Origin of the sequence: Methanoculleus thermophilus, assembly GCF_001571405.1 — an archaeon.
Lineage (GTDB): Archaea > Halobacteriota > Methanomicrobia > Methanomicrobiales > Methanoculleaceae > Methanoculleus > Methanoculleus thermophilus.
Genome location: NZ_BCNX01000004.1, coordinates 162,832 through 188,536 on the forward strand (window position 1 = coordinate 162,832; position 25,705 = coordinate 188,536).

The 25,705-nt window shown below is 61.1% G+C and carries 24 protein-coding genes and 1 pseudogene; 11 read left to right on the forward strand and 14 right to left on the reverse strand.

All coding sequences use genetic code 11. From position 1 onward, the window contains the following. Positions 1-577 precede the first annotated feature (577 nt). Entirely contained in the window at positions 578-1,132 is a 555-nt protein-coding gene (locus MCUTH_RS02675; protein ID WP_066955148.1) for a flavodoxin family protein, read from the reverse strand. A gap of 59 nt (positions 1,133-1,191) precedes the next feature. On the opposite strand from MCUTH_RS02675, the gene MCUTH_RS02680 reads away from it, so the two are divergent. The 3 genes from MCUTH_RS02680 to MCUTH_RS02690 all read left to right on the forward strand — a co-directional run bounded on the left by MCUTH_RS02680 (position 1,192) and on the right by MCUTH_RS02690 (position 4,767). Beyond that, positions 1,192-1,569 (forward strand): RidA family protein, encoded by a 378-nt coding sequence (locus MCUTH_RS02680; protein WP_066955150.1) that lies wholly within the window; start codon positions 1,192-1,194, stop codon positions 1,567-1,569. A 228-nt stretch (positions 1,570-1,797) separates the two neighbouring features. Further along, on the forward strand, positions 1,798-4,140 hold the full coding sequence (locus tag MCUTH_RS02685) for a PAS domain S-box protein (protein ID WP_066955152.1): 2,343 nt from the start codon (positions 1,798-1,800) through the stop codon (positions 4,138-4,140). A gap of 180 nt (positions 4,141-4,320) precedes the next feature. Continuing rightward, a complete protein-coding gene (locus MCUTH_RS02690) occupies positions 4,321-4,767 on the forward strand; it encodes a DUF3887 domain-containing protein (RefSeq protein ID WP_169795891.1) in 447 nt (148 codons plus the stop codon). A 69-nt stretch (positions 4,768-4,836) separates the two neighbouring features. Here MCUTH_RS02690 and MCUTH_RS02695 read toward each other — a convergent pair whose 3' ends face one another. Further along, positions 4,837-6,960 (reverse strand): catalase, encoded by a 2,124-nt coding sequence (locus MCUTH_RS02695; protein WP_066955155.1) that lies wholly within the window; start codon positions 6,958-6,960, stop codon positions 4,837-4,839. Positions 6,961-7,361: 401 nt separating this feature from the next. Between MCUTH_RS02695 and MCUTH_RS02700 the strand changes: the two genes are divergently transcribed. Further along, on the forward strand, positions 7,362-8,435 hold the full coding sequence (locus MCUTH_RS02700; protein ID WP_066955158.1) for an NAD(P)-dependent alcohol dehydrogenase: 1,074 nt from the start codon (positions 7,362-7,364) through the stop codon (positions 8,433-8,435). Between the two features lie 28 nt (positions 8,436-8,463). On the opposite strand, the gene MCUTH_RS02705 is transcribed toward MCUTH_RS02700, so the two are convergent. Next, the gene (locus tag MCUTH_RS02705) at positions 8,464-9,294 is read right to left on the reverse strand and encodes a class I SAM-dependent methyltransferase (RefSeq protein WP_083524731.1); all 831 of its coding nucleotides are present in this window, start codon (positions 9,292-9,294) and stop codon (positions 8,464-8,466) included. Positions 9,295-9,492: 198 nt separating this feature from the next. After that, positions 9,493-9,954, reverse strand: coding sequence for a hypothetical protein (locus MCUTH_RS02710; protein ID WP_066955164.1), 462 nt, complete (start codon positions 9,952-9,954; stop codon positions 9,493-9,495). Between the two features lie 180 nt (positions 9,955-10,134). Between MCUTH_RS02710 and MCUTH_RS02715 the strand changes: the two genes are divergently transcribed. After that, complete coding sequence (locus tag MCUTH_RS02715) at positions 10,135-11,004, forward strand: alpha/beta fold hydrolase (protein ID WP_066955167.1); 870 nt, start codon at positions 10,135-10,137, stop codon at positions 11,002-11,004. A 15-nt stretch (positions 11,005-11,019) separates the two neighbouring features. Here MCUTH_RS02715 and MCUTH_RS02720 read toward each other — a convergent pair whose 3' ends face one another. Continuing rightward, complete coding sequence (locus MCUTH_RS02720) at positions 11,020-12,213, reverse strand: M24 family metallopeptidase (RefSeq protein WP_066955169.1); 1,194 nt, start codon at positions 12,211-12,213, stop codon at positions 11,020-11,022. Positions 12,214-12,298: 85 nt separating this feature from the next. Here MCUTH_RS02720 and MCUTH_RS02725 point away from each other — a divergent pair, with 85 nt between their 5' ends. After that, complete coding sequence (locus MCUTH_RS02725) at positions 12,299-13,048, forward strand: class I SAM-dependent methyltransferase (protein ID WP_066955172.1); 750 nt, start codon at positions 12,299-12,301, stop codon at positions 13,046-13,048. Positions 13,049-13,060: 12 nt separating this feature from the next. Here the strand turns inward: MCUTH_RS02725 and rsgA are convergent, their stop codons facing one another. Continuing rightward, positions 13,061-14,155 (reverse strand): ribosome small subunit-dependent GTPase A, encoded by a 1,095-nt coding sequence (gene rsgA, locus MCUTH_RS02730; RefSeq protein ID WP_066955175.1) that lies wholly within the window; start codon positions 14,153-14,155, stop codon positions 13,061-13,063. Positions 14,156-14,272: 117 nt separating this feature from the next. On the opposite strand from rsgA, the gene MCUTH_RS12030 reads away from it, so the two are divergent. Next, positions 14,273-14,404 (forward strand): hypothetical protein, encoded by a 132-nt coding sequence (locus tag MCUTH_RS12030; RefSeq protein WP_263478103.1) that lies wholly within the window; start codon positions 14,273-14,275, stop codon positions 14,402-14,404. Positions 14,405-14,441: 37 nt separating this feature from the next. Here the strand turns inward: MCUTH_RS12030 and MCUTH_RS02735 are convergent, their stop codons facing one another. The 4 genes from MCUTH_RS02735 to MCUTH_RS02750 all read right to left on the reverse strand — a co-directional run bounded on the left by MCUTH_RS02735 (position 14,442) and on the right by MCUTH_RS02750 (position 19,669). Continuing rightward, positions 14,442-16,172 (reverse strand): histidine kinase N-terminal 7TM domain-containing protein, encoded by a 1,731-nt coding sequence (locus MCUTH_RS02735; protein WP_066955178.1) that lies wholly within the window; start codon positions 16,170-16,172, stop codon positions 14,442-14,444. 482 nt (positions 16,173-16,654) lie between these two features. Next, positions 16,655-17,266, reverse strand: a complete 612-nt coding sequence (locus MCUTH_RS02740; protein WP_066955181.1) for a DUF998 domain-containing protein — start codon at positions 17,264-17,266, stop codon at positions 16,655-16,657. Positions 17,267-17,329: 63 nt separating this feature from the next. Continuing rightward, positions 17,330-18,487, reverse strand: a complete 1,158-nt coding sequence (locus tag MCUTH_RS02745; protein WP_066955183.1) for a TIGR04083 family peptide-modifying radical SAM enzyme — start codon at positions 18,485-18,487, stop codon at positions 17,330-17,332. Between the two features lie 216 nt (positions 18,488-18,703). Beyond that, the gene (locus MCUTH_RS02750) at positions 18,704-19,669 is read right to left on the reverse strand and encodes a hypothetical protein (protein WP_066955186.1); all 966 of its coding nucleotides are present in this window, start codon (positions 19,667-19,669) and stop codon (positions 18,704-18,706) included. A 276-nt stretch (positions 19,670-19,945) separates the two neighbouring features. On the opposite strand from MCUTH_RS02750, the gene MCUTH_RS02755 reads away from it, so the two are divergent. Further along, the gene (locus MCUTH_RS02755; RefSeq protein ID WP_066955189.1) at positions 19,946-20,374 is read left to right on the forward strand and encodes a pyridoxamine 5'-phosphate oxidase family protein; all 429 of its coding nucleotides are present in this window, start codon (positions 19,946-19,948) and stop codon (positions 20,372-20,374) included. A gap of 26 nt (positions 20,375-20,400) precedes the next feature. On the opposite strand, the gene MCUTH_RS11925 is transcribed toward MCUTH_RS02755, so the two are convergent. From MCUTH_RS11925 to MCUTH_RS02770, 4 genes and pseudogenes are all read right to left on the reverse strand, one after another. Next, positions 20,401-20,643: a hypothetical protein gene (locus MCUTH_RS11925; protein WP_066955192.1), complete on the reverse strand. Its 243-nt coding sequence runs from the start codon at positions 20,641-20,643 to the stop codon at positions 20,401-20,403. A gap of 51 nt (positions 20,644-20,694) precedes the next feature. Beyond that, positions 20,695-20,895 (reverse strand): annotated as a pseudogene (locus MCUTH_RS12120) (hypothetical protein); the annotation flags it as partial. Further along, positions 20,799-21,482, reverse strand: coding sequence for a PAS domain-containing protein (locus MCUTH_RS02765; RefSeq protein WP_066955195.1), 684 nt, complete (start codon positions 21,480-21,482; stop codon positions 20,799-20,801). The pseudogene MCUTH_RS12120 and the gene MCUTH_RS02765, both read right to left, overlap by 97 nt. A gap of 100 nt (positions 21,483-21,582) precedes the next feature. Then, positions 21,583-22,296: a DNA alkylation repair protein gene (locus MCUTH_RS02770; RefSeq protein ID WP_066955198.1), complete on the reverse strand. Its 714-nt coding sequence runs from the start codon at positions 22,294-22,296 to the stop codon at positions 21,583-21,585. Positions 22,297-22,499: 203 nt separating this feature from the next. Between MCUTH_RS02770 and MCUTH_RS02775 the strand changes: the two genes are divergently transcribed. Genes MCUTH_RS02775 through MCUTH_RS02785 form a run of 3 tightly spaced genes read left to right on the forward strand, consistent with a single transcriptional unit; the run spans position 22,500 to position 25,697 of the window. After that, on the forward strand, positions 22,500-24,044 hold the full coding sequence (locus tag MCUTH_RS02775; RefSeq protein ID WP_083524734.1) for a radical SAM/SPASM domain-containing protein: 1,545 nt from the start codon (positions 22,500-22,502) through the stop codon (positions 24,042-24,044). Further along, entirely contained in the window at positions 24,031-24,519 is a 489-nt protein-coding gene (gene ahbB / locus MCUTH_RS02780) for a siroheme decarboxylase subunit beta (RefSeq protein WP_066955201.1), read from the forward strand. The genes MCUTH_RS02775 and ahbB overlap by 14 nt, the downstream gene beginning before the upstream one ends. Then, complete coding sequence (locus tag MCUTH_RS02785; RefSeq protein WP_066955204.1) at positions 24,516-25,697, forward strand: radical SAM/SPASM domain-containing protein; 1,182 nt, start codon at positions 24,516-24,518, stop codon at positions 25,695-25,697. Before ahbB ends, MCUTH_RS02785 begins: the two co-directional genes overlap by 4 nt. The last annotated feature ends 8 nt before the right edge of the window (positions 25,698-25,705 follow it).

Here is a 25,705-nt window from a genome sequence, read left to right on the forward strand (position 1 = left end):
AACCGGGGAATGTAAACAAGCGGCTGGGGTGAAAGTTGTCTCTTAGATATCTCGTCTCTCTTCGACCTCCAGCGACATTCTTGATTAGCGTCGTTAAACGAGTTACACAGCTGGGTTATCGTGGACCCCCTGCCACAGGACTCCGCAAGCACCTATCTATGGCCGTCCCAAGACACAGAGGGTCGAGCTCGCTACCTACTCATCCTGTTGGACGGGGCTTCAGTTCTTCTTCGCGGAAGTGATCGACTCTCCCCGAATTGCACGATCGATGTTCATCTCTGTATAGAGGTTCGAGACGTTCTCGGTGTTCCCGATATCGTGGGTCAAGATATCCGGTGATTACTTGTTTTTTCGACTCTGCTGGAACCCTCTTGTCGGGGATCGACCACATCTGAAGAGAAAGACCTACAAAACCGTTGCTCCTTGTGTTAATGATCAAACCAACAGCAGCCTTTATTTGAAAAGTACTGAGTTCCAGCCCACTCGTGGGTCACTATCCTGCCGTTGCGGTCACCATCCATCTAAAAAGCATGCCGCTCGGTCATTCCCGGGCTGACCTCAAAACCAAAAAAAAGAATTATTGAATCAGCGACCGCCCCAGCGCCTTTGCCTCTTCAATCTTCTCGGGATATTTCGCGAGGTCGTCGAGCTGGTAGCACTGGCCCTGCCAGATGAACCCTGCATCGACAAATCCCAGGAATGAGAAGACATTCTTCAGGTAATCGTTGAGCGGGTTTAAGACCTCGGGACCGACGCCCCCACAGGTAAACGCAGTCACGAACTTCTTGCCCTTCGGGAAGTCGGTGGTGAAATCCGGTTTTAAGTATGCGTAAAACCGGTCAATGAACGGGTAAGCCTGTGCGTTCAGCCGGAACCAGTAGACTGGGGAGCCGAAGACGACAGCATCGGCGTCGGCCAGCTTCTCGTAGAGCTCCCCCATATCATCCTGTATGACGCAGGGTTGCCCGGTTTTACAGGTGTTACATCCCTTGCAGGGCTGGATATCAAGGTCGCAAAGCCGTACCAGCTCAGTCGTCGCTCCGGCTTCCCGTGCGCCGGAAAGAATGTGCTCGACCAGCGTCTGGCTGTTCCCCCCTTTTCGAGGACTGGATGCAATGCCAATGACCTTCATGAGTACTACATTCTGTTTGGCGCAATTAATCCTTTTCTCCCTCTCGTATCGCCAAAGACCTGTACAATCCTCATTGTTTTCCGCATTGCCCCTCTCGGTTCGGGCAGTACAGCCAGGCCGTGCCGTGCGGGGGCTATCTCTTCATGTCAGGCCAGATCGGGCTCGACCCGGCAACCGGCACCCTCCTAGATACCGTCGAAGGTGAAGCGAGGCAGGCCATGGAGAACCCCTGGGCCGTGCTCCTCGAAGCAGGCCTCGACTTCTCGGACGCCGTGCAGACCAGGATCTACTTACCGGACCTCGCGAACTTTGAGACGGTCAACGCCGTCTACGCCGCGTACTTCGAGGAACCCTTCCCCGTTCGGTCGACGGTAGAGATCTCCGCTCTCCCACGAGGTGCTAGGGTCGAGATTGAGATGATCGCGAGGGTGCGATAACCGGCCTCGATTATGCCAACCCTGGCACTCCCAACCCGGGAATGCCGATCCCCAAGGTCATGGCCGTGTTTTCATGGGTAATGACTGCCCGATATCGTTGCCGGAGCATAATCCGTTTTTGAATAAAATCACCTTTTTTAACTGGTTGTAAATCAATAATCCAAACTAATTGGGCGCTTCACATACGAAATATTTTTTATACTATACATCTCTTTTAATAAGGCAACTGTGCAGACCGTCACCAATCCCTATCGCATCCTCTACGTCGACGACGAGGAGGGACTTCTCGATATCGGCCGTTTCTACCTTGAACAGGCAGGCGGCATCACCGTCGATGTCACCGCAAGCCCGCACGAGGCACTCCACATGATCCTCTCCGGTCGCTACGACGCGGTCGTCTCGGATTACCAGATGCCGGAGATGAACGGCATCGAACTCTTAAAGCGGGTCCGGGAGGCGGGGTCCCGGGTGCCCTTCATCATCTTCACCGGGAAGGGGCGCGAGGAGGTGGTGATCGAGGCGCTGAACAGCGGCGCTGACTTCTATATCCAGAAGGGCGGTAATCCGGGGGCGCAGTTCGCGGAACTCGCAAACGCTGTTCGGCAGCTGGCTGGAAGGCAAAGGGCGGAGGCCGCAGTCCGCAAGGGCGAAGAGATGCTGCATAAGGCGCAGAAACTTGCCCATCTCGGCAGCTGGGAGTTCGACCACGAGTCCCGACGTCTGATCTGGTCGGACGAGGTCTACCGCATCTTTGGTCTCGATCCCGGAAAACCGCCGACCTATGAGGAGTTCCTCGCAATGGTCCACCCGGACGATCGGGCCGCGGTCGATGCTGCTTATTCTACCTCGGTCGCGGAGGCGAAGGCCGGCTACGAGGTCAAGCATCGGATCATCCGCAAGGACACCGGGGAGGTCCGGTATCTCGTTGAACGGTGCGAACACCAGCGGGACGAATCCGGCCAGATCGTCCGCTCCGTTGGGATGGTGCACGACATCACGGAACTCAAACTCGCCGAACTCGAGCTGCGGTCCCAGCACGAGAAACTCCAGGTGGCATACGAGCAGCTCGCCGTCGTCGAGAAGGAACTCCGGTCAAGCTTCGACGACCTCGCCGAGAGTCAGCGCCAGCTCCAGGCAAGCGAAGAACGCTACCGGCGGATCTCCGAGAGCATCTCTGACGTCGTATATTCCTGTGTCCTCAAGCATTCGGGCAATTACAGGTTCGACTGGGTTGCCGGAGCGGTGCACGAGATCACCGGGTATACCGAGGACGAGATCCTCGCGATGCGGTGCTGGAGGAAGATCATCCACCCGGATGATATGCCAATCTTTGAGCGCGAGACTCTCCGGCTCCCCCCGGGAACGTCGTCGCTCTTTGAGATCCGAATTGTCCGCCGGGATAGTCGGGTCCGGTGGCTCCGTGTCTCGGCCAACTGCACCGATACCGCGGACGGCGAGATACGGTTATACGGCGGGTGGCAGGATATCACGGACCAAAAGGAGGCCGAGGAGAGGTTGCGGAAGACCGCGGAGAAGATGGAGAGCATCTTCCGTGCCGCTCCCACTGGCATAGGTATGGCTGTGGACGGAGTCATGACGGAGGTTAACGGCCGACTCTGCGAGATCTTAGGTTACACCCGCGATGAACTCATCGGCCAGCACGTACAGTTGCTTTGCCCGGACGACACAGTGTATGAGTCTGCTTTGCAGCAGATGCATGCCCGGGTTGAGGTGACTGGGAAGTGTACGCTTGAGACCCGGTTCCGGCGCAAAGACGGCGCGATCATCGATGTGCTCCTCTCCATAACACCTCTCGACCCGATGCACTTCTCCTGGGGCGTGACGTTCACCGTCCAGGATATCACGGAACGTAAAGCGATGGAGAGGGAGATCGAATATCATGCCAGGGAACTTGCCCGGCAGACGAACAGCCTCGCCATCGCGAATAGGAAACTCAATCTGATGAGCAGCATCACCCGGCACGATATCCTGAACCAGCTGACGATCCTTCTCGGCAATCTCTGGATTGCGGAGGAGACCGGGGCAGGACAGAACATCTCGGAGTATCTTGCCCGGGTGAAGGGCGCCGCCGGCCGGATACACCGCCAGATCGAGTTCACCAGGGACTACACGGATCTCGGCGTCCGGTCGCCGGAGTGGCAGCGTGTTTCGGATCTGATCCGGTCGGCAGTGCACCAGGATTTGCCGGTTGACGATGAAACTCGTGACCTGGTCATCTACGCGGATCCGATGCTTGAGACGGTCTTTGCCAACCTGATGGACAACACGCTCCGGCACGGTGAGTCGGCGACCGGGGTCCGCGTCCGGTATCGCCTGGAGGAGAACGGGGACCTCACCCTCATCTGGGAGGACGACGGCGTAGGTATTCCTGTCGAGGAGAAGGAGCGGATCTTCCAGCGGGGCGTCGGGAAGAACACGGGTCTTGGCCTCTTCCTGATCCGGGAAATCCTCGCGATCACCGGGATCAACATCGCTGAGACGGGTGAGCCCGGGAAAGGAGCACGGTTTGAGATGCTCGTGCCCCGCGGGGCATACAAGATCCTGGGGTGAAACCCTCGCGTACCTCCCCTGACCAGATATCTCCTGTGGTATCCCGGCGGCGCGCGGCGTTCACCAGACTGCATGAGTGGACGGCGACGGCCTTATCTTTGTACCGTTTCGCTAACCGTTACATCCTCCCCTCGACAACCCGATCCCTACATTCATCTCCTGCCGGTTCGACATTTTAGCATGAATCGTTCTCAGATCCCACTCATCGTCGTCCTCGTGGTCTTCGCTCTGGTCCTGGCGTGCGGCTGCATGGGCCAGGAGACCGTGGTCTCTGGGGAGGAGGCGGCAGCGGTGCTCGCCTATGCCGACCCGGTCGCCGACAACCTCATGCAGGGCTTCAATGAGCATAACTACACGAAGTACTCCCGTGACTTCGGCCCGGAGATGCGGCAGGCTCTCAATGAAGCCGCGTTTGAAGAGAACCGCGAGTTCGTAACGTCCCGGATTGGGCTCTATGAGTCCCGGAGCGATCCCGTTGTCACGGAGACCGGCGAGTTCGTCGCCGTGACTTACCGGGCGAAGTTCGAGCAGGAGGACGGTGTGGCGCTCAGGTTTGTCTTCAAGAAGGATGATCCGTCGCACCAGCTCCAGGGGCTCTGGTTCACCTCGCCGATGCTGCGCAGTTAAAGCGCTCCATCAGAATTAAAAATGAACCCCGGGGAGGTTTTCCCCCGGTTCTTCTTCCACCATCCCGCATCAGGCGGGCACCTGCTCCATCTTCTCCCGGTCCCAGTGGCGGTGCCGGGCGATGGCCGTCTTGAACTGCTCGACAAACGAGCTCACATTCCCCTGGCTCCCGCAGGTCACGACCCCCATCTCGGAGACGGCTTCTCCTCCGGCACTGGCATCGACGAAGGCCACCCCCTTGATACCGGAGGCCTTCAGGAGTTCGATCCCCTCTCCTATCGCCCCGATCGGCTTGCAGTGCTTGAAGGCCTCGTTGACGAAGTGGATCGCGTAGCCCTGGTTCTTCAGGGTCTCCGCGTGCCTCCCGCCCGGGACGTACACGGCGTCGTACACGACCGATGCGGTGGTGACGTAGCTCTTGTCCACCTCCATCTCCTTGCCGTCGGCGGACCTGACCGTGCCGAGGAACTGCGAGACGATCTGCGGGTGAGCCCCCGCATCTTTCAACGCCTTCTTGACCTGCATCACCTCGTCGTGGTTGTAGCCCTCCATCGCGAGGATCGCAATCTTGCGGCTCTTGATGGTGTCCATGACGGTCCTCTCCTGGCTGAGGTTCGGGGACTTCTTTGTGCCGGAGGACGCGCCCTTCTCCGCCGGGGGCGGCACCCCGATCCCTTCGGCGATCCGTATCGCAAGATCGCCGTCGACGTTGTTTATGAGGTCGACCACCCTCTTCCTGACCCCGAAGTCCGAGACCTTCCCGAGTTCGAAGTGGAAGGCCTTGATGATATGCTCCTTCTCTGCATCCGACATGCTGTTCCAGAAGAGCTTCGCCTGGCTGAAGTGGTCGTTGAACTTCTCGCTCCGTGCACGGATCTTCTTCGCGTCGATCTTCTCCTGGTGGTGGGCGTAGCCGCCCTCCTCAACCCGGGCCGGCCGGGGCTTGTTATCGCCGAGCGAGTTTGGGAAGTAACTCGCAGCGCCCTTATCGATCGTCATCCGGTGGTAGCCCTCCCGCTGGTTGTTCGCGACCGGTGCGAGCGGCCGGTTGATCGGGATCTCGTGGAAGTTCGGGCCGCCGAGGCGTATCAGCTGGGTGTCCAGGTACGAGAAGAGCCGGCCCTGGAGGAGCGGGTCGTTTGAGAAGTCGATCCCCGGCACGACGTTCGCCGGGCAGAAGGCGACCTGCTCGGTCTCGGCGAAGAAGTTGTCCGGATTTCTGTTTAAGACCATCTTCCCGATCCACCGGATCGGCACCTCCTCCTCGGGCCAGATCTTCGTCGCGTCAAGGATATCGAAGTCGAAGTTGTGCTCGTCTTCCTCCTCGATCATCTGGACCCCTAACTCGTACTCCGGGTAGTCCCCCATCTCGATCGCCTCCCAGAGGTCGCGGCGGTTGAAGTCCGGGTCCATTCCGGCCAGTTTCTGCGCCTCGTCCCAGACGAGCGAGTGGATGCCGAGGAGCGGCCGCCAGTGGAACTTGACGAACCGCGCCTTTCCTTTGGCGTTGATGAACCGGAAGGTATTGACCCCGAAGCCCTGCATCATCCGGTAACTCCGCGGGAGCGCACGGTCCGAGAGGACCCACATGATCATGTGCGTGATCTCGGGGAGATTCCCGACGAAGTCCCAGAACGTGTCGTGGGCGGCGGAGGCCTGCGGCATCTGGTGGTGCTGCTCCGGCTTGATGGCGTGGACGAGGTCGGGGAACTTGATGGCGTCAACGATGAAGAAGATCGGCATGTTGTTGCCGACGAGGTCGTAGTTCCCTTCCTCGGTGTAGAACTTCGTCGCAAACCCCCGGACGTCCCGGACCGTGTCTGCCGACCCCCGGAACCCGACGACGGTCGAGAATCGCACGAAGACCGGCGTCTTCTTCTCCGGATCCTGGAGAAACGCTGCCTTCGTATACTCGGTCATCGGCTCGTAGACCTGGAAGTAGCCGTGGGCGCCCGAACCCCGGGCGTGGACGACCCGCTCGGGGATCCGCTCGTGATCAAAATGCGTCAACTTCTCGCGGAAGTGAAAGTCTTCGAGGAGCGTCGGCCCCCGCTCCCCCGCCTTTAACGCATCATCGGTGTGGCTCACCCGGACACCCTGGTTCGTTGTCAGGTACTCGCGTTCCGGGTCGTGACGGAATTCGTCGAGTTGCTCCTGCTTGCTCTTCTCATCCACTTTTCTCCTCTGATCCATACTCCCTCACCTGCAACTCTCGCGCCCAGGCCGGTCGTGCTCCGCTGCTCCTCCCGGGGGCGTGCCCCCACATCCCGGCCAGCCGTCATAAAAGTAACTGCGTGCCGGAGGCTGGCGTGCTGTGCGGTTGTTCTTACCCGGATCCCGCCAGAGATCGGTCGTGCAGGTGGAGGCTCTGCGCCCCTCAGGTGCTCCTCGTTATCGGGTTCATCGAGCGCGATGGTCCGGTTCCCTGGATGTATCGGGTTTCGCGTCGCAACGATCGAGTCCAAGGGCTGAGTTCTCCATCATCGTTGCCCGAAAGGGCTGCCGGGACCCCTGAGTCTAACCGACGGATGCACGACGACCTCAATTAATATACTATACTGCCATCACTGCCTGGCTGAAGGGAGGCAGGAAGAATGAAAGGCCTGGCTATGCTGAAGATCGGGGAGATCGGATGGATCGAGAAAGAGCGGCCCGCCTGCGGTCCGCGGGACGCTATCGTCAGACCGCTGGCGCTCGCGCCCTGCACGTCCGACGTCCACACCGTCTGGGAGGGGGCGATCGGCGAGCGGCGCAACCTCATCCTGGGGCACGAAGCGCTCGGGATCGTCGACGAAGTGGGGGATGAGGTCAAAGACTTCAAACCCGGCGACCGGGTCATCGTCCCGGCGATCACCCCCGACTGGGAGACGGAAGCAGCACAGCGCGGATTCCCGTCGCAGACCGGCGGCCCGCTTGGAGGCTGGAAGTTCTCGAATACCAAGGACGGTGTATTCGCCGAGTACTTCCACGTGAACCTGGCTGACTACAACCTCGCGCACCTCCCGGAGGGGATGTCCCTTGAGGCCGGGGTCATGCTCCCGGACATGCTTAGCACCGGGTTCATGGGCGCGGAGAATGCCAGGATCGGGTTCGGCTCCACGGTGGCCGTCCTCGGCATCGGGCCAGTCGGCCTCTCCGCCGTCGCCGGAGCGAGGCTTCGGGGAGCGGGGAGGATCTTTGCCGTCGGCACGAGGCCCGCCGCTGTTAAGGTGGCGAAGGAGTACGGCGCGACGGATATCATCAGTTACAGGGAGGGAAGCACCGTCGACCAGATCCTCGATAAGACCGGCGGTGCGGGCGTCGACGCCGTGATCGTCGCCGGCGGCGGGCCGGAGGTCATGATGGACGCAATCAACGTGGCAAAACCCGGTTCGGTCATCTCGAACATCAACTACTTCGGTTCGGGCATCGGCGACCAGGACATCATACCCCTCCCGCGGGTCGGCTGGGGGTACGGCATGGCCGACAAGAACATCGTAACAGGGCTCTGCCCCGGTGGACGGGTGAGGATGGAGCGGCTGGCCGACGTCGTGATGTGCGGGCGGATGGACCCCTCGCTCATGGCGACGCACGTCTTCAAGGGTTTCGACAGACTAAAAGATGCCCTTCTCCTGATGAAGGAGAAGCCGAGAGACCTGATCAAGCCGGTCGTCATCGTGGAGGAATAGAGGCCCGGGGCACTCTCTTTTTGAGGCCCTACGTCTGGATAGCCGGCTTTTCAAAGCAGAGGAAGCGGTGTCGGCACCAGAAGAAATCCCGCTCGGGCAGGATCTGCATCAGCCCTGTTGTCAGCCCCTCGGTCGCAAGGCTCACGGAGACGAAGAGCGGTGCCATGGGCGACAGGAGGTCCGGCAGGTCTCGGCGTCGTGCGGCGTTGCGGGCGGCGAAATAAAACCAGTAGAGGGGCGATGCGCTTGAGATCGCGTTCTCCTTCATTGTCATACCACACTCCTCGAAGAGCGATTGATACTGCTCCCATCTCCGGTATACCCTCGGTGCGCTGGACTCATCATCGTGTGTCTTGAATACCGGTTCTCCCCTTGTGGTTAACTCAATGAGCGTGACATAGCCGCCCGGCCGGATCACGCGGCAGATCTCTTGAACAGTGCGTGTCAGTTCATCGCCGTCGGTGATATACCGCAAGACCCAGACGACATTAACCAGGTCGAACATACCGTCCCTGAAGGGAAGCGGAAGGTCATCGATGACGTGGTGTTCGACGTTGCGGATGCCTGCTTCGTCCGCTGCCTGCCGTGCCACTTCCACCATCTTCGGTGAGATGTCCACACCGACAACATGGTGGACCTGCTGGGCGAACCAGAGCGTCCACCGGCCAACTCCGCACCCATAATCGAGTACCGTAAAGTGTGGCTCTATCTGGACTGCTTTTGAAATGAGACGTTTCTGGCTGCTATCGATGTAGACATTATTCAGGTCTTCGTCATCAATCACAGCTCTAAGCGGGTGACGATGATGCCGTGTAATTTCCTCGTCCCAGGCATCGCGTTGACGGGCTAAATTCTGCATGACCACACCGTTTGCCTCGTTCCAGAGTTTATATGAGTATTTAATGTTTTCACTACCACAGCGCCCCGATCGCTACCGAGGTATCACCGCGGTCTCTCCGCTGGAGAGGATCATCGGTATACGCCCTCGCCTGTTATGAGGATCCCCCTCACAGGATAGGTGCCGTTAAACGGGCCCCTGAACTCGTGGCTCCCCCGCTCAAAGTATGTGTTCGCCACCCCATGACCCACCAGTCGTTCCTCCCGTGAAACTCCAATGAGAAGATGGTGAGGAGATTCTCTTCGGCCGCATTAAACGACAGGATGAACGGCACCTCGATGATATTCCCGGAGGCTCCGGGAGTTCCGGCTCGCTCTGCCCCGGCGAACGGGTGAGCATGGGGACCCCGCCGACGCCCCCGATCCGTACCGATACGTTGCTCCTGTCGAAGTTGCTGAAACTTGCGAGGGAGAGGTCGATGGGAGTGACGTTTCTCCCGGTCTTTGGGTCGTAGCGAGACGGGATGGGGATGAGGAGGACCACATCCGTGAGGGGTCCGGTCGTCGAGACCTTCTGTTCGTAGTTGTACGATGACTGGAAACTCTCTGCCGCGGACCGGTTCAGGGACCCCATGATCTGCACTATGAACCCGAACAGGAGTGCAGCGAGGATAACTCCCACGACAAATACCGCCTTTTGGCGTCTTTGATAGACTCGCCATCGCCTATCCGGGTGTCGGGGCGTTGCCGGTGTTATGTCCTTCGATTCTCTCCCGGCCCTACCTCACCCGGAGGACGATGCTGCCACCCCACATTATATATGGCATGACCGGTGTCGTGACCCCGTAGAGGAGGTTATCCTATGCCGTACATCACCGTCGGTAAAGAAAACTCAGGCCCTATCGACCTCTACTACGAGGACCATGGTTCGGGCAAACCTGTCGTCCTGATCCACGGCTGGCCGCTCTCGAGCAAGTCCTGGGAAAAGCAGGTGCCGGTGCTGGTTGATGCGGGCTACCGCGTCATCGCCTACGACCGCAGGGGGTTCGGCAACTCCGCCAAACCGACCTTCGGCTATGACTACGACACCCTGGCCGAAGACCTGCACAGACTCATGACGGAACTCGATCTTGATGACGCAACGCTCGTCGGATTCTCGATGGGCGGCGGCGAGGTCGCCCGTTACCTAGGGACATACGGGAGCGACCGCGTGGAGAAAGCCGTCTTCATATCCGCGATCCCGCCGTTCCTCTTGAAGACGGCCGATAACCCCGAGGGCATCGAGGGCAGCGTCTTTGACGGGCTCATGGAGAGCATCGCCGCCGACCGTCCGGCCTTCCTCTCCAGGTTCTTTTCGGACTTTTACAACGTCGACGTCTTTATGGGCGACCGCGTGAGCGACGAGGTCGTCCGCCTCAGCTGGAACATCGCGGCCACCGCTTCCCCTGTGGGCACGCTCGACTGCGTCTCTGGGTGGCTGACCGACTTCCGTAGCGATCTTGAGAGTATCGACGTCCCGGCCCTCGTGATCCACGGCGACGCCGACCGGATCGTCCCCTTCCTCGCCTCGGGCAAGCGGATCCCGGGGCTCGTCAAAGAGAGCCGTCTTGTGGTGATCGAGGGCGGGCCGCACGGGATCACCTGGACACACCCCGAGGTGGTCAACCGCGAGCTGCTGGACTTCCTCGAGCAGCGGGTCGAGCCGTTGCAGCCGGTTACCGGGCTCTCCTGAAGGGGCGGGAGCCCCTCACTCGACCGGGATCAGGCCGGGGTTCGTCCCGGTGATGCACCGCCCGCCCCCACGGGTGACGACGAAGGTGTTCTCTACCCCGACCATCCCGACACCCCTAATTCCTTTCTTGGGTTCGAGGGCGATGACCATCCCCTCTTCGAGCGGCTCATGAAAGCCGCGGGCGATGACCGGCATCTCGTCCACGACGAGACCGATGCCGTGGCCCAGGAACTGCACCCGCCGCTCCCCATAGCCCATGAAGTTCTCGAGGAACGCGGGTTCGAGGCTGCCGATGATCGTATCGTAGATCTCTTCCGGGGTAATCCCGGGCCGAAGCATCGCGGCCGCCTCGTTCTGGATCTCCACGCATCGGTGATGCGCCTCGATTGCCTCGCGAGGCAGCGATCCGCGAAAGACGTACGTCATAGTCTTGTCGGTGTGGTAGCCCTGCACCCCGCACGCGCAGTCGAGGAAGACCAGATCTCCGGGCTTGAGTTTTCGCTCCCGGCTGCCGAGGACCGGGGCGCCGGGGGCCATCCCGCGGGAACCCCCCGGCCCATCGAAACTGGTCGGATAGATGGAGTTCTCCCCAAAGCCGAGCTGCCCAAGGACCATCTCCGTCCCGAACATACCAAACCGCGCAATCCCGTGATGCCCCTCCCGGACCAGGAGCGAGTAGACCTCCCCGCCGAGTTCGGCCTCGCTCAATCCTTCCGCAAGCATCGCGGGAACGCAGTCCTCGAGGACGCGCCGGTGGATCTTCCCCGCTTGCTCCATGATCGCAAGTTCATAGGCGCTCTTCCTCGCCCGGACCGCTGCTGCCTGTGCATCGAGCGGTTTTACCTCATGGAAGGGGAAGTGCTTTCGGAACCGCTCAAGCAGCGCAAGAGGGACGACCTCCGTCTCGACGTGGACCGTCGCCGGGCATGCCCCCATCCCGGCCGCCGCGTCGCGGAAACTTCTCATCGGCCGAATCTCGGAAAAGAGCGACTCGTCGAGCGCCCGCTCGTAACTCCGGCGCACCCAGAGGACGGCCTCATCGCCGCGCGGGATGAGGAGGACGGCGTCCTGCATCGTCCCGGTGAAGTAGAACTGGTTCACCCTCCCAAAGATCGCGGCAAACTCCCATAACGGGTTCTCGGCATCCATGCGGTCCCGAAAGCGCTCCATGCGGTTGCGGAGTTCTGAGGCGGGGGTCTTACACTCCATACGCATAGGTGGACTGCGATGGTATTTAGCTCTCGCGGAGGCCCGCTCTGCAGGGGTTTATAATGCCACACGGCGTAGTATGGCTATGGAGATACCTTTTGTCTTCACCATGCACGAGGGCCTGCCCCGTCAGGGACCGGGGAGCAATGCGTGCACAAGAAAGGCCTTCTCGATGCTTACCAATCTTCCCGCCCGGCCGGAGATCCTGGATATCGGGTGCGGATCGGGGATGCAAACCATCGAACTTGCCCGGACCTGCCCCAGTTGTCGTATCACCGCCACTGATATCCACCAGCCGTTCCTTGCTGACCTCGTCCGGCGGGCGGCATCGGCGGGGTTGGGGGACCGTATCACCACCGTCCGCGCCTCGATGGACGATCTGCCGTTCTCTGATGCGTCGTTCAACGTCCTCTGGGCGGAAGGCTCGATCTTCATTGTAGGGTTTAAGGAGGGACTTCTCTCGTGGCGGCGGCTCCTCCGTCCCGGCGGCTACCTCTGCCTCACTGAATCGGTCTGGTTTACTGAAGATCCCTCACCGGAGGCGGCGGCGTTCTGGAACGACTGCTACCCGGCGATAACGACGGTCGCGGCAAACCGTGCGATCGCCGAGGACGCCGGTTACAAGGTCGTCGCGACCTTCCCGCTCCCTGCATCTGCATGGTGGGAGAATTACTATGTACCGGTCCTCAAGCGGATAGATGACCTGCGGCCGAAAGTCACCGGAAATCCAGAGGCGAAGGCGCAGATTGAGTTCGCCGAGCGGGAGATCGCCGTCTACCGGGAGCACGGGAACGAGTACGGCTACGAGTTCTTCATCCTCCGGAAGGAGGAGTGAGCCGGCCGGCCATCACCTCCCCTTTGTCTTCCTGATATCCCGTGCGAGTTTTCCAATCCCTTTCCAGCGCTTCTTTTCGAGCCGGACCAGCCCGATCTCCGCTTTCTCCTCTTCAAAGGCGAGTTCTCGCATGAGCCTCCGGTAACTCTCCAGCCGTGCCGCGGGAAGAGTCCCGTCCGCGACGGCCGCCTGCACCGCACAGCCCGGCTCCCCCTCGTGTCGGCAGTTCGAGAACCTGCAGCCTTCCGCGAGCTCGAGGATCTCGGGGAACGTCCCGGCGATACCGGCGGATGTCGTCCCGATCCCGACCTCCCGCAGTCCGGGGTTGTCGATCATGAGCGCCCCGCCGGGAAGGACGAAAAGCTGGCGGACGGTCGTGGTGTGCCGCCCTCTCTCGTCGTACTCCCGGACGTCTGAGGTCTCCTGGACCGGCCTATCCATGAGCCGGTTGATCAGGGTGGACTTGCCGACGCCCGACGAGCCGATGAGGGCGATCGTCGTTCGCGGCGAAAGATAGGGACCGAGCCGGTCGACGCCCTCCCCGCTCACGGCGCTGATGGGGATGACCGGTATGCCGGTCGCGACCGCGGCGAGGTCGCCAGCGAGCGCTGCGGGGTCGTCTGCGAGGTCGGACTTGTTGATGACGATGACCGGCCGGGCGCCGGATGCGCGGGCGATCGCGAGGTAGCGCTCGATCCTGCGAGCGTTGAGGTCGCGGCCGGCGGCGGTCACGATGAAGACCGTATCGATGTTCGCCGCGATGACCTGGTCGGCGCCGTCACGCCCCGTGCTCCCCCGCTCAAAGAGGGTCTTTCGTGGGAGGATATCGACGATCGTCGATGTACCGGCCTTTGGCTGATGGAGCAGGACGACAAAGTCCCCCACTGCCGGGAAGCGGCCGAGTCTCCGGAGTGCCCCGGAGATCCCGACCGTGACCGATCCACCGTCGATGAGCACGTCCCACACCGTCTTCTGCCGGCAGGCCACGCGACCGGGGAGGTACGGCCCGGTGTACTTCGCGAAGGTTCGTTCGTGCTCTTCCGTCCAGCCGAGGTCTTTCAGCGTATAGGGATACGATTCTCCGCATCGGGGCGTGGGTTGGCTCATAGTGACCGTACAGGGGTGGCCTGCGATGCGACAAGTCCTTTGTGGTCGCGATTCCTGGTTGCAGGGTGAGATGCACGTGCAGGGGAGTACCGGGGCCTGGAAGGCGACCGGTTCATCATGGATTCCATGGACCCGGCAGTTCCCTTGAGGTTCGTCTGGGATGCAACCAATCCGGATGCAAGTGCATGGCAAAACGAGATCATGACGGGGTCCTGGTGGCTCATCGAGGAGTACGTTATCCGACCGTAGGGGTCGGTTTCCTGCCGGATGCGCAGCAGGATCGGGATCAATCTCCCTGAAGCGGCCTCCACGCCCCGGGAGGAACCAGGATCTCAAACCGGGCCCCCCGGCCTGCCGTCCCCGTTTCATGGATCCTGATATCGGTCACGGAGAGGATATCCCGGGCAAAGGCGAGCCCGAACCCGGTGTTCTTGCCGTGGCCGTACCTAAAGATCCGCTCCTTCTCGTCGTCCGGGACTCCCGCGCCGTCGTCCTCGAAGACCACCGTGAGCGTCCCGTCAGCCAGTTCATCGGTCGAGATGCAGATCCGGGTGACGCTGCTCCCGTGCTGGATTGCATTCTCAATCAGGTTGTACGCGACTTTCTGTGCGAGAGGGTCGGCGTAGATCTCCACCGGGGCGACCCGGGTCGATATATCGACCTTTGCAAGGTGCATGCTGCCGATAGCCCTGGTGATCATCGGTTCGAGCGGCTGCCAGATCGGCTGGTAGGTGCCGAGCGTCTGGTACTCGCGTGAGAACTGGAGGTGTTTCTTGATATCCTCCACGATCTCGATCGAGCGGGAGAGATGCGTCTCGGCGTCGGGGTGCATTCGGTCCTCCGAAAGGAGTGTCAGGTGCCAGGCAAGCCCGGTGATCTCGTTGCCGATGTCATGGCAGGTTACCTGCGATAGGAGGGATAACTTCTGGTTTGCCGTTCGAAGGGCAGTCTCCGCCGCCTTCTGGTCGGTGATGTCTCTCGCGATCAGGACGATGCCGGCAGGCTCCCCTGCCGGGTTTCTGACGAGCGCCCCGGCGATACAGATGGTGCTGCCCCTGCCGTTGTGTGTCACCTCGATATCCGAGACCCGCCCCTCTTTTGCGACAGCAGTCCGGATCGCGGTACACACCGTATCGGGGATGAACCGGGTAATTGGCTGCCCCACGAGGCCTGATTCAGCCACGCCGAAGATTTCGGCAGCCGACGCATTCGCCGTGACGATCCTGCCCTCGGCGTCGACGAGGATCAGGCCTTCGGGTATCGTCCTGACGATATCGTCGGCCGCAGTCTGGGGGCTCAGGGTGAACAGCCTATGTCTTAAGATCGCATAGGCGATGAGCAGAGAGAAGATTCCGATCCCGATGAAGGTGGCATTGACGGTGTAGATCCCGAGGGGTGTGAGGACCAACTCGGAGAGAATGCTTAACCCGACGGCGGTTATGATGCCGATACAAAAAAGCAGGTTCTGACGCCGTTTTCTCCCAGGAGGTGCTTTCAGCCAGGATGATATGCCGGTGTATATCACCCAGCCAATTGCCAGGGTGATATAGGCCTTCTCCACCAGGTAGACGGGACTAGTGAATGCCGGGAGGTGGACATACCCAGTTCCGGGCTGGAAGGTCACCGTAACGAGCAGATCGGTGAAGAGCCCTACCAGAGCAAAGAGCAGGGCAGGTAGGTACAGGGCAGCGAGGAGAATGCCGTGCTTCTTCTCCCGTGTGAGGGGGTGGTCGGTGAAGACGAGGGTGAAATGGGTGGCGAGCGCAATGACGAAGATCCAGAAGGCGCCGGCCTTCAGCCAGAACATGAAGCAACCTTCATCACTGGCGAAGCGCCAGAGAAGAAATTCGTCCAGGGCCCAGTAGGTTGTGGCGAGCGTCAGCACGAGGAAGAGGCGGTTAACGGCCGATGAGGCGTTCCGCGCAAAGACGTACATCCCGAGGCTGTAGGTGATGAGTGCTGAGATGATGCAGAACCCGGCCAGGACTGGAGAGAGTACGTTGATGAGATCAGGCACGGCTGCTCACGCCCTTGCACCGTTGAGCCTTGTCCGGGTCATCCTGTGCTGTTCCAGATTACCATGGGGGATCATCGAAGAAATGCCTGTATATATTGACCTGTTCTATGGAAAAACGCTTTGATTTTCAATTAACGCTATCGGTCTAAGATCTATAAAAAATAAGCCCGCCATGCCCTTGCGGATCTTGTCCGAGCAGGTGCGTGCGGTCTTCCCGGACCGCGTCCGGCTGCCGCAGACGCTTAATAACGGGCTCACGTTACAGTTCCTGCCGGGAAAGAAGGAATGAGCGGCAAGTATGTCCTCGGCTACACGGAGCGGGAGGCGGCGACCCTAATCGGGCTCCTCCACGGCGACACCCGGTACCCGGCAGGTTCACGGATGCTCGAGGCGGGGTGTTGCACCGGCTACCTCGACGTCCATGCTCACCATGGTAGGTCTACGCGGACGACTCCTGGCCGGGGGCTTCTGCTACACGTCCTTCAAGGTGACCGGGAGGATGTAGCCGGCGCCATGAGGTAGCCCCCGAACGCTGCAAGCCAGAAGAGCGCAGGGTAAACGATCATCCGCTCCGAACCGCCGTGACCGATGGGGCCGTAGAGATCCAGGACCCCGAAGTCGCTTGCCGCATGGGCCGCGAGGAAGATGAGGCCGAGAGTCCCAGCGATGATCGCTATCGCCTTCAGCGGTCCCTGGACGAGAGTGGAGCCGGCGATCGCCTCGAGGTTGAAGAAGAGGAAGGCCGCGAGCGCGAAGAGACCATGGATTCCGGGGATATCCAGCGTAAAGACGGCGGCGCCGATCGCCCCGATGCCTGCAATGACAAAGACGGGGAGGATCCAGCCTTTCCCGTAGGAGCGGTAGAGGAAGTAGCCGCCGGCGATGTTTAAGAGGCCGGCTACAAAGAGCGAGGCGTTGAAGAGCCATGCCGTCGCGGCGATCACACCGAGGTCGCTGATCGCGTTCGTGTAGATACTGTAGCCGGACGCCATGGCCGCGCCCGCCATGAGAACGGTCATAAACTGGACAGGGAGGAGGAAGAGCAGTACCCCTGCTATCGTCCGGGAGCCGTCTGCGGGATCAGTTCTATACATGCAGAGGAGGTAGAGCCTCTTTCTTGATATCTCCCGCGCATGCCGGGATCCAGTTCATGGTGTCTACTTCGTCGCCATCGTCCGGAGGATCGCCATGATGCCGGGCTTTGTATTTCTCACGAACGGCGAGCCGAACCCGCCCATCTCCATATCCCCGGACCCGAAGATCTCCTCGTTTAATCGGGTGGTGATCTCGTCGAATATCCGCTTATACGCGACACAGTGGGGGTCGACGCCCCGGACCTCACCGTCCGTGGGGGCGATCGCGTTGTAGGGGCACCCGCCCCGGCAATATTTGATATGAGCACACCCGGCGCATTCCTGATCGACGTAGTCCTTGAAGGCGTGCATCAACTTCCAGGCCTTCGACCGGGCGAGGTCTTCGGCCGTAGGGCGGTCGCGGACGTTCCCCATCACGTACTTCGGCATCCCGACGAAGCGGTAGCAGGGGTATATGCTCCCGTCAGGGCCGATTGCGAGGGTGGTTCCCATGCAGTCCACGAACGTGCAGACGGTTCCGTGCCGGGTGAATATGCCCCTGCAGAGGTCGTTGATGTTCATAACCTCGATCCGGCCCAGGTTATCGAGATACCTGTCGAGGAGGTAGACCAGGAGTTCCCCGTACTCCTCCGGCTCGAGCGCCCACTCCTTAGGATCTTTGCTTCGGAGCGACGGCAGTGCAGGGTGGAGTTTGAGGGGGAACCCTTGCTTGAGGAAGAAGTCAAAGATCGTCTCCTTCTCCTTGACCGACCGGTTGGTGAACGTGCAGATAAACCGGACCTCAAGCCCGTTTTCCCGTGCTATCTCGTAGCCCCGCATGGTCTTTGCAAAGTAGCCCTTTCCTCTCTGCGCATCGGTTATCTCCTCGGGGCCGTCGATGCTCGAACCGATGGGAATCTGATATTCTGCGAGGATCTCTGCCAATTCCGGGGTGAGCAGCCAGAGGTTGCTCTGCAGGGCGAACGTCGGTGCAAGATGGGCGAGCCCCTCGGAGAGGATCGGGAGGGCCTGCCGGTAGAATTCAGCGCCGGCAAGGAGCGGTTCGCCGCCATGAAAGGTGATCGTGACCTGGTTGGACTGATAGTCTTTGAGCCATTCGGCAATCTCCCGGACCGTCTCGATGCTCATCCTCGGCGACCCTTCATCAGAACTCCAGCAGTAGTGGCATTTTGAGGGGCAGCCGAGTGTGGGGATGATCATGACATGGAAAGGGCTCTTCATGTACTGAACTCTCTCTAATGACGTTAAAATCTATTCATAGGGTCGCTTGCGCCTGCAATCCTGGCGGGATTTCATCACCCTGGAGAATCTTTGCAAGAATTGGTAGACCTCTTTGAGGATTGCAGCGGATGAGTGCACCGCGGGCCGCGGTGGAGGTCGCGTGAGAGGGGATCGGGGGATCCCCGCCGCGAGTATGTTCGCCTGCCTCGCTGATGACTAGTGGGCAGTCGTGCTCCCGATATCGACGCCCACTATCCCGACGACAGCGCCGGTCGCGTCCTTGATGGGAGCATACCCGGATATGATGATGGCGGTGGTGTTGTCCCACTCTTCGGTAGAGAGTTCGCTCTCTGCGGAGGGTCCGACAAACCCGGCGAGGAGCTTGGAGTCATCTCCCGTAGTCTGGTAGATGCTGCCTATCGCGGGTGTGTCGCCGGGTTTGTAGTCGGCATCAACGACATACTCGATGGTATCATTGACTTTGCGCATTGTATAGACGTAGAGGACCCCGGGGTTTTCGTCCCGGAAGGCGGCGAGTCTGTCGCGGATGGCGATGAACTCCGGTGTGGTCTCATCGCCCGGCTTGAGTGCGGCGAGGGCGTCGCCATCGATCTGGGCCGCAATCTCCGTTGCGAGGCCTTTCAACATATCTTCGGTGATCACGCTGCCGATGTCAACGCCGACAAGCCCGACGATGGAGCCGCTCGCGTCCTTGATGGGGGCATACCCGGAGATGATATAGGCAACGACACCGCCCCACTCTTCGATGTAATACTCGGGCTCAGCCGAGGGTTCTTCGAACCCGGCGAGGAACGCGGTGTCATCATCCGTGGGATAGTAGACCTCGCCTACTGCGGGCGCATAGCCTCTGCCGTAGTCTGCATCCACAACGTACTCGGTGGCGTTCCCGACCTTGCGCATCGTATAGACGTAGAGGACCCCGGGGTTTGCATCCCGGAAGGCGGCGAGCCGGTCGCGGATGGCGATGAACTCCGGTGTGGTCTCGTCGCCCGGCTTGAGTGCGGCGAAGGCGTCACCGTCGATCTGGGTTGCAATCTCCGCTGCGAGGGCCTTCAACTCTTCTTGTGTATTCTTTTCCGGAACCGGTTCAGCTCCCCCTTGCGAGAATACGACCCAGACTCCTGCTACTACAATGATCAGGGCAATGACGCCGATTAGCATGATAATCGGACTGCGTTGCTGCGTCAAAGAAATCAACTCCAGTTCAGACTACGAACAGAGTATATTAAAATATTTCCAAATGTTTATAAACAAACTGTTGTGTTCTGGAAATTTTGGCGCCAGATCGTTCGATTAATGGGAAAAACCCTCGATACTATGAATGTTTCGACACCGTGCAGCAGTAGTTGCTGGGGCCATGGGATCCGGGATGTCACCGTTGACCAATCCCGGAACCCTTTTCTGCTCTGCTTCTATATGGGTGTACGAGGTAGGAGAATGGACTTTTCCGAATGCGTGAAATTCGCAAACGACAACCCTGTGACCTACATCGCGACAGCGGACGGCGACCAGCCCCGGGTGCGGGCGTTTGCCATGTGGTTTGCCGATGAGACCGGGTTCTATTACCATACCGGGACACCGAAGGCCGTCTGGCAGCAGCTTACGAAGAACCCGAAGGTCGAACTCTGTTTCTACAACCCGGAGGGCGCCGGAAGGATGATGCGAGTGGCGGGTTCGGTCGAGTTCATCGACGATCCCGCCTTAAAAGAGCGACTCGTCGCGGAGCGGCCGTGGCTTCTCCAGATCGGTATCTCCGGCCCGGACGACCCGAAACTTGCCGTCTTCCGCGTGGCACACGGCGAGGCATACTTCTGGACGATGGAGAACAATATGCGGGAGGCCGAGGCCCCCCGCGTCAGGTTCTAGGCGTACAGGGATCGCTCCCCTCCTTTTTAGTAGTGCCGCCGGAGGACGCTGCAGACCTTCTCCGACTCGATCCATCCCTGGCTAAGTCGGTCGACGAGGGCATTGATGACGGCGGCCTGCCGGGCGATCTCCCTCGAATTCGCTGATCCCTCCATCGCGGCGAGCCCCATGATCATCTGCAGGGGCTGGCGGATCTGGTCGCTGAGGGCGGCAGACTGTTCGATGCTCTGCTCGATCCGGGAGAATACCTTCCGCCGGAGTTCCTCCATCTTTTTCCGCTCCGAGATATCGCGGGAGATCGAGAGGACGGTCGTCTTCCCCTGCAGGGGGAAATGGAGCGAGTTGATCTCGACCGGTACCCGGTTCCCGCCCTTCGCGACGTGCTCGCTTTCGTAGAGGATCCGGTCGTTTAAGCGGAACTGCTTTAAGATGGCAAGGACCTCGCCGAGCCTCTCCGGGGGGACAATATCGAGCGGCGAACGGGCAGCAGTTCGTCGCGGGAGTAGCCGAGCCGTCTGCAGGCGACCTCGTTTGCTTCGACGAACCGGGTCGGCACCGACTCGGGGGAGAGTTCGAAGACAAGGATGGCATCGTTCCCCTTCTCAAAGAGCGTCCGATACCGCTTCTCGCTCTCGACGAGGCACCGCTCCGTGAGTTTCCAGCGCGTGATCTTCCGGTATATCTCAAGCCTATTGTTGCGCACCGGGTAGATCTGCATCGGCCGGCTTGAGTATTCAAGCCAGCATTCCTCGCCGTTAGGCTTACGAAGGTGCAGTTCACGGGTGCCGGCGGTCGCTATAACCTTCTCAGCATCCTCGACCAGCGGGTTGATGAACCGGTGCGTAAATACCCCGGCGGGCATCCCGGCGACGTCGGCCTCGTTCAGGTCAAAGAGCCGCCGCATGCTCGCGTTTACCCACCTGACTCGGTTCTGCTCGTCGATGAGAGCGATCCCGTCCTCAAACTCATTGAGCACCTGGTAAATGGTGAAGAGGAGGAAGTTCTGCATGCGTGAGTGCGGGTCAGTGCCCGTTTCGGGGCAGGTCGCTCCGCTCCGCCTGGTCTGGGGATCCGGGGGAGTCTCGGTTGCCGAATCGTCGTTCAGCATAGGTGGAAGTATACTTCCATGTTCTTATATTATAATGCTTCTATTTTGTGCAACCTCCCCAGGCTCCTGTACGGCTACAGGCCCCATTATTCCCCGCTATTTACCAGTCTTTCTTCATTGCTTCCGCCCGGAGTTCCTTTGGCATCAGTTCGATCGCGTACCGAAGCGCCGTCCGGGACATCTTCTGCTTCTTTGCCATGACATAGGAGAAGACCTCGTCGGTGTGCTTTCTGCTCCCCTCCTTGAGGAGCCAGCCGTAGCCCTTCTGGACCATGTCGTCTGTATTGGTAAGGAGGAGATCGGCGATCGCGAGGGCCTCGTCGAGGAATTCTCCGTGCTTTGCGGGCACGATGAGCGAGACCGCCGCTGCCCGCCGCATCCAGCGGTTCTCCGACTGCGTCCAGCGCTTCAGTTCCTCGATCTCTTCCGGGTAGCGCACGATATAATCTCCGACGGCGTGGTTGCAGAGGCCATCGCAGGTGGCCCAGTTCGTGATGTAGGTCTCGATCCAGCGGCGGAAGACGGCGATATCATCGGGCTCGTAGCGGTCCGCGAGCCTTGATGCCCACTCGGAGACGACGAACGCCTCTTCAAGCATCCCGGACCGGTAGAGTTCCTCGCAGAGGGCGAAGATCTCCGGTTTTTCGCGGGATTTTACCTCTTTCCAGTACTTCTTTGCGATTGCGGTCACGGTTGCCGTCCTTATCCCGTAGCACCGGACCCCCTCCTTGAAGAAGCGCTGACTCTTTGCGCATGTCTCAGGATCTGCGTGCGCCGCAAACTCCCGCCGTATCGCCTCGATGACCGGATCCATATTCTGGTGTACGGGGGGAAGGGGAATAAGCAATGCGGCACTTGTTCTGCCGCTCAATCTGTACGCAGAACCTGCTCGATAGCGGCATGCAGATCCTCGGTCGGATTCTGCTCCAGCGGTCCCCTCTCCCCGGTCGGGCGCCGGGATTGATATGCCCCCCGGTTGTCCAAAGGTTGATGTCGAAAGCAACTGAGATGGGGTGCATGGAGCGCACGAAGGGCCCGGCCCTGATCTCGTGGAACGTCACCCTCCGTTGTCCGCTGATGTGCGCCCACTGCTACGCGGACGCTGGCGTTGACGAAGCGGAAGGTGTCCTCTCGACCGCCGAAGCGCTCTCGGTCATCGATCAACTCGCGAACACCGGAAGGCCCATCGTCGTCCTCTCCGGGGGAGAACCCCTGATGCGGGAGGATATCTTCGAGATCGCCCGCTACGGGACTGAACGGGGACTCGTGATGGCGATGGGCACGAGCGGGTACCTCCTCGATAAGGCGACGGCGAAGCGGCTCAGAGACGCAGGAATCCGGTCGGTGGCGGTCAGCATCGACTCCGCCGACCCGGATACCCACGACGCGTTTCGCGGCGTTGCCGGCGTATGGGAGCGGGCGGTCGCGGCGATCAAGCACTGCCGAGACGCGGGGCTCGGCGTCCGGATCAACATGACGGTCATGCGCCCCGTCCTCGCCGACGTCGAGGAGGTCATCGCTCTCGGCGAATCCCTGGGTGTCCGCGACTACCAGGTCTTCCTCCCGGTGGAGACCGGGAGGGGACGCGGACCCGGGCAGGGCAGCCCCCGCGAGTACGAGGACCTGATCCGGGCTCTCCTCCTCCGGTACCGGGAGAGCAATCTCCGGATCCGGCCGACGTGCTCACCCCAGTTCCGCCGGATTGCCGACGAAGTCGGGATTGAGAATCGCGGCTGGAGTCGGGGCTGCATGGCCGCCATCAGTTACTGCCGGATCTACGCGACCGGGGAGGTGACGCCCTGCCCCTATCTGCCGGTGAGCGCGGGCAACCTCCGCACCACGCCGTTTTCTGAGATCTGGAATAATTCGGAACTCTTTCTCGCCCTCCGCGACCCGGACCGGCTTGCCGGGAAGTGCGGCCGGTGCGGCTACAAGACGGTCTGCGGCGGGTGCCGGGCGCGGGCCTGCCGCGGGGTTGATTTCGTTCCGGCCCGGTGGTGCGACGGACTCATGCGGCCCGATGACCCCTGCGGGGAGATCACCCGCGAAGACCCGTGGTGCCCCTACGAGCCCGGGGGCCCCGACCGGACCGATCTTGCGATCCTCGACGCCCTCCAGGGCGACCTCCCCCTGGTCTCGCGCCCGTGGGCCGTCATCGCGGAGAGAGTCGGGCTTGCGGAGGATGAGGTCGTCGCAAGGATGCGGCGGCTTCAGTCCTTGGGCGTCCTCCGCAGTGTCTCGCCGGTCTATGAATCGCGGAAGTTCGGGCTTGCCGCCGCGACCCTGGTCGCCCTCCGCGTCCCGGAGGACCGGGTGAGCGAGGTGGCGGAGGTCGTCAGCACCTACCCGGAGGTCTCGCACAACTTCCGGCGTGACCACGCCTACTCTCTCTGGTTCACCCTCTCCGCCCCGACAGAGGAGCGGCTCTCCGCGGTGCTCGCGGAGATCCTCTCCCGAACCGGCATCCCAAAGGAGGACACGCTCAACCTCCCCACCGTCCGGGCCTATAAGATCGACGTGCGGTTCCCGCTCTCGGAGGAGGGGTCGTATGGATCCGACTGATCTCGCCCTTCTTTCAGAACTTGAGAAGGGGCTCCCTCTGGTCACCGAGCCGTTTGCAGAGATCGGGCGATGGCTCGGCATCCCGGAGGCGGAGGTGCTCCACCGGGCGCAACGCCTCCGCGAAGAGGGGGCGATCCGGAAGATACGGGCGCGGATCAACCAGCGGCTCCTCGGGATCACGGCAAACGCCCTCGTCGCCTGGCGCCCGCCCGGGGGGTGGGACGGGGAGGACTTCTCCCGGTTCGCGTCCGCTCCCGGGATCTCCCACTGCTACCTGCGCCGGCCGGTGCCGGGGAGGTGGGAGTACACCCTGTATACCGTGCACCACGGGAGGAGCCGGGAGGGGGTGCTCGCCGCGGTCGAGGAGATGGCCCGGGCGGCGGGGTGCAGCGATTATATCGTGCTCTTCAGCACCGAGGAGTACAAGAGGGTGCCGAACGTGCGCATCAACGAGAACGGAGGCGGTCTACCATGAACAGGATCACACAGTGCATGCACGGACGGGGAACGGTCAGCAGCGTTATGCACCACCGAGACAGGCCTCTTTCAGAGGTGCCGGGAAAGTACCTCGCGTTCATGCAGGACTACCGGCCTGTCGTCTTCTGGAACCTCACCGACCGGTGCAACCTCGCCTGCGCCCACTGCTACAGCCGGTCCCGGCCGGACTTGATGACAGACGACGAACTCTCGACCGGCGAAGCCCTCGCGCTCATCGACGACCTCGCCGCGGCGGGCGTCCCGCTCATCCTCTTCTCCGGCGGCGAACCCCTCCTCCGCGAGGACCTGCCGGAGTTCGCGCGTGCGGCGGCGGAACGCGGGATCAGGACCGCGCTCAGCACGAACGGCACGCTGATCACCTCCGATGTCGCCCGGATGATCAAGGAAACCGGGATCGGCTACGTCGGGATATCGCTCGACGGCGCGGGGCCGGAGACTCACGACACGTTTCGGGGGTGTGAGGGTGCGTTTGCAAGGGCTGTTGAAGGGTTTGCCCGGTGCCGGGAGGCTGGCATCCGGACCGGCCTCCGGGTCACCCTGACGAGGGAGAACATGGGGGAACTCGAGGCCCTACTCGACCTTGCGGGGACGCTCGGAGCCTCGCGGTTCTGCCTCTACTGGCTTGTGCCGAGCGGGCGGGGAAGCGAGGCCTACGACCGGCTCCAGGTGGGGCCAAAAGAGGTTGACGAGGCGCTCACGCTCCTCTACCGGAGGGCGCAGGAGACCGATCCCGGGTCGCTGGAGATCCTGACCGTCGATGCCCCGCAGGACTGCATTCACCTCCTCCGGGCCATGGAGCGGGACGGGTCGCCCGACGTCCGCGAGGCCGAGGCGCTCGTCCGGTCCCTGAACGGCGGGTGCAGCGCGGGTAAGCGGGTGGCAAACATCGATCCACGGGGTAACGTCTACCCCTGCCAGTTCGCCCGGTTGCCCGAATACCTCGTCGGCAACATCCGGGATCGGCCGTTCTCGCGCCTCTGGCAGGACGCGGAGAACCCGGTCCTCTCCTGGTTTCGGGCAACACCGCGGGACCTCTCGGGGAAGTGCGGCCGGTGCGGCTATCGCGACCTCTGCGGGGGAGGCTGCCGGGTGCGGGCATATGCGGCAGGCGGGCACCTTTCCGCAGAAGACCCGTTCTGTTTCGTCGAGGAGTAAAAAAGAGG

Excerpts from the sequence above, each read along its gene's own strand:
- MCUTH_RS02775 (WP_083524734.1), top strand. The coding sequence starts at position 22,500 with ATGGAGCGCACGAAGGGCCCGGCCCTGATCTCGTGGAACGTCACCCTC.
- MCUTH_RS02715 (WP_066955167.1), top strand. The coding sequence starts at position 10,135 with ATGCCGTACATCACCGTCGGTAAAGAAAACTCAGGCCCTATCGACCTC.
- MCUTH_RS02700 (WP_066955158.1), top strand. The coding sequence starts at position 7,362 with ATGAAAGGCCTGGCTATGCTGAAGATCGGGGAGATCGGATGGATCGAG.
- MCUTH_RS02740 (WP_066955181.1), bottom strand. The coding sequence starts at position 17,266 with ATGTATAGAACTGATCCCGCAGACGGCTCCCGGACGATAGCAGGGGTA.
- MCUTH_RS02705 (WP_083524731.1), bottom strand. The coding sequence starts at position 9,294 with ATGCAGAATTTAGCCCGTCAACGCGATGCCTGGGACGAGGAAATTACA.
- ahbB (WP_066955201.1), top strand. The coding sequence starts at position 24,031 with ATGGATCCGACTGATCTCGCCCTTCTTTCAGAACTTGAGAAGGGGCTC.
- MCUTH_RS02755 (WP_066955189.1), top strand. The coding sequence starts at position 19,946 with ATGGACTTTTCCGAATGCGTGAAATTCGCAAACGACAACCCTGTGACC.
- MCUTH_RS02785 (WP_066955204.1), top strand. The coding sequence starts at position 24,516 with ATGAACAGGATCACACAGTGCATGCACGGACGGGGAACGGTCAGCAGC.
- MCUTH_RS02695 (WP_066955155.1), bottom strand. The coding sequence starts at position 6,960 with ATGGATCAGAGGAGAAAAGTGGATGAGAAGAGCAAGCAGGAGCAACTC.
- MCUTH_RS02675 (WP_066955148.1), bottom strand. The coding sequence starts at position 1,132 with ATGAAGGTCATTGGCATTGCATCCAGTCCTCGAAAAGGGGGGAACAGC.
- MCUTH_RS02725 (WP_066955172.1), top strand. The coding sequence starts at position 12,299 with ATGGAGATACCTTTTGTCTTCACCATGCACGAGGGCCTGCCCCGTCAG.
- MCUTH_RS12030 (WP_263478103.1), top strand. The coding sequence starts at position 14,273 with ATGGATTCCATGGACCCGGCAGTTCCCTTGAGGTTCGTCTGGGATGCA.
- rsgA (WP_066955175.1), bottom strand. The coding sequence starts at position 14,155 with ATGAGCCAACCCACGCCCCGATGCGGAGAATCGTATCCCTATACGCTG.
- MCUTH_RS02745 (WP_066955183.1), bottom strand. The coding sequence starts at position 18,487 with ATGAAGAGCCCTTTCCATGTCATGATCATCCCCACACTCGGCTGCCCC.
- MCUTH_RS02720 (WP_066955169.1), bottom strand. The coding sequence starts at position 12,213 with ATGGAGTGTAAGACCCCCGCCTCAGAACTCCGCAACCGCATGGAGCGC.
- MCUTH_RS02690 (WP_169795891.1), top strand. The coding sequence starts at position 4,321 with ATGAATCGTTCTCAGATCCCACTCATCGTCGTCCTCGTGGTCTTCGCT.
- MCUTH_RS02765 (WP_066955195.1), bottom strand. The coding sequence starts at position 21,482 with ATGCTGAACGACGATTCGGCAACCGAGACTCCCCCGGATCCCCAGACC.
- MCUTH_RS02750 (WP_066955186.1), bottom strand. The coding sequence starts at position 19,669 with ATGCTAATCGGCGTCATTGCCCTGATCATTGTAGTAGCAGGAGTCTGG.
- MCUTH_RS11925 (WP_066955192.1), bottom strand. The coding sequence starts at position 20,643 with ATGGAGGAACTCCGGCGGAAGGTATTCTCCCGGATCGAGCAGAGCATC.
- MCUTH_RS02770 (WP_066955198.1), bottom strand. The coding sequence starts at position 22,296 with ATGGATCCGGTCATCGAGGCGATACGGCGGGAGTTTGCGGCGCACGCA.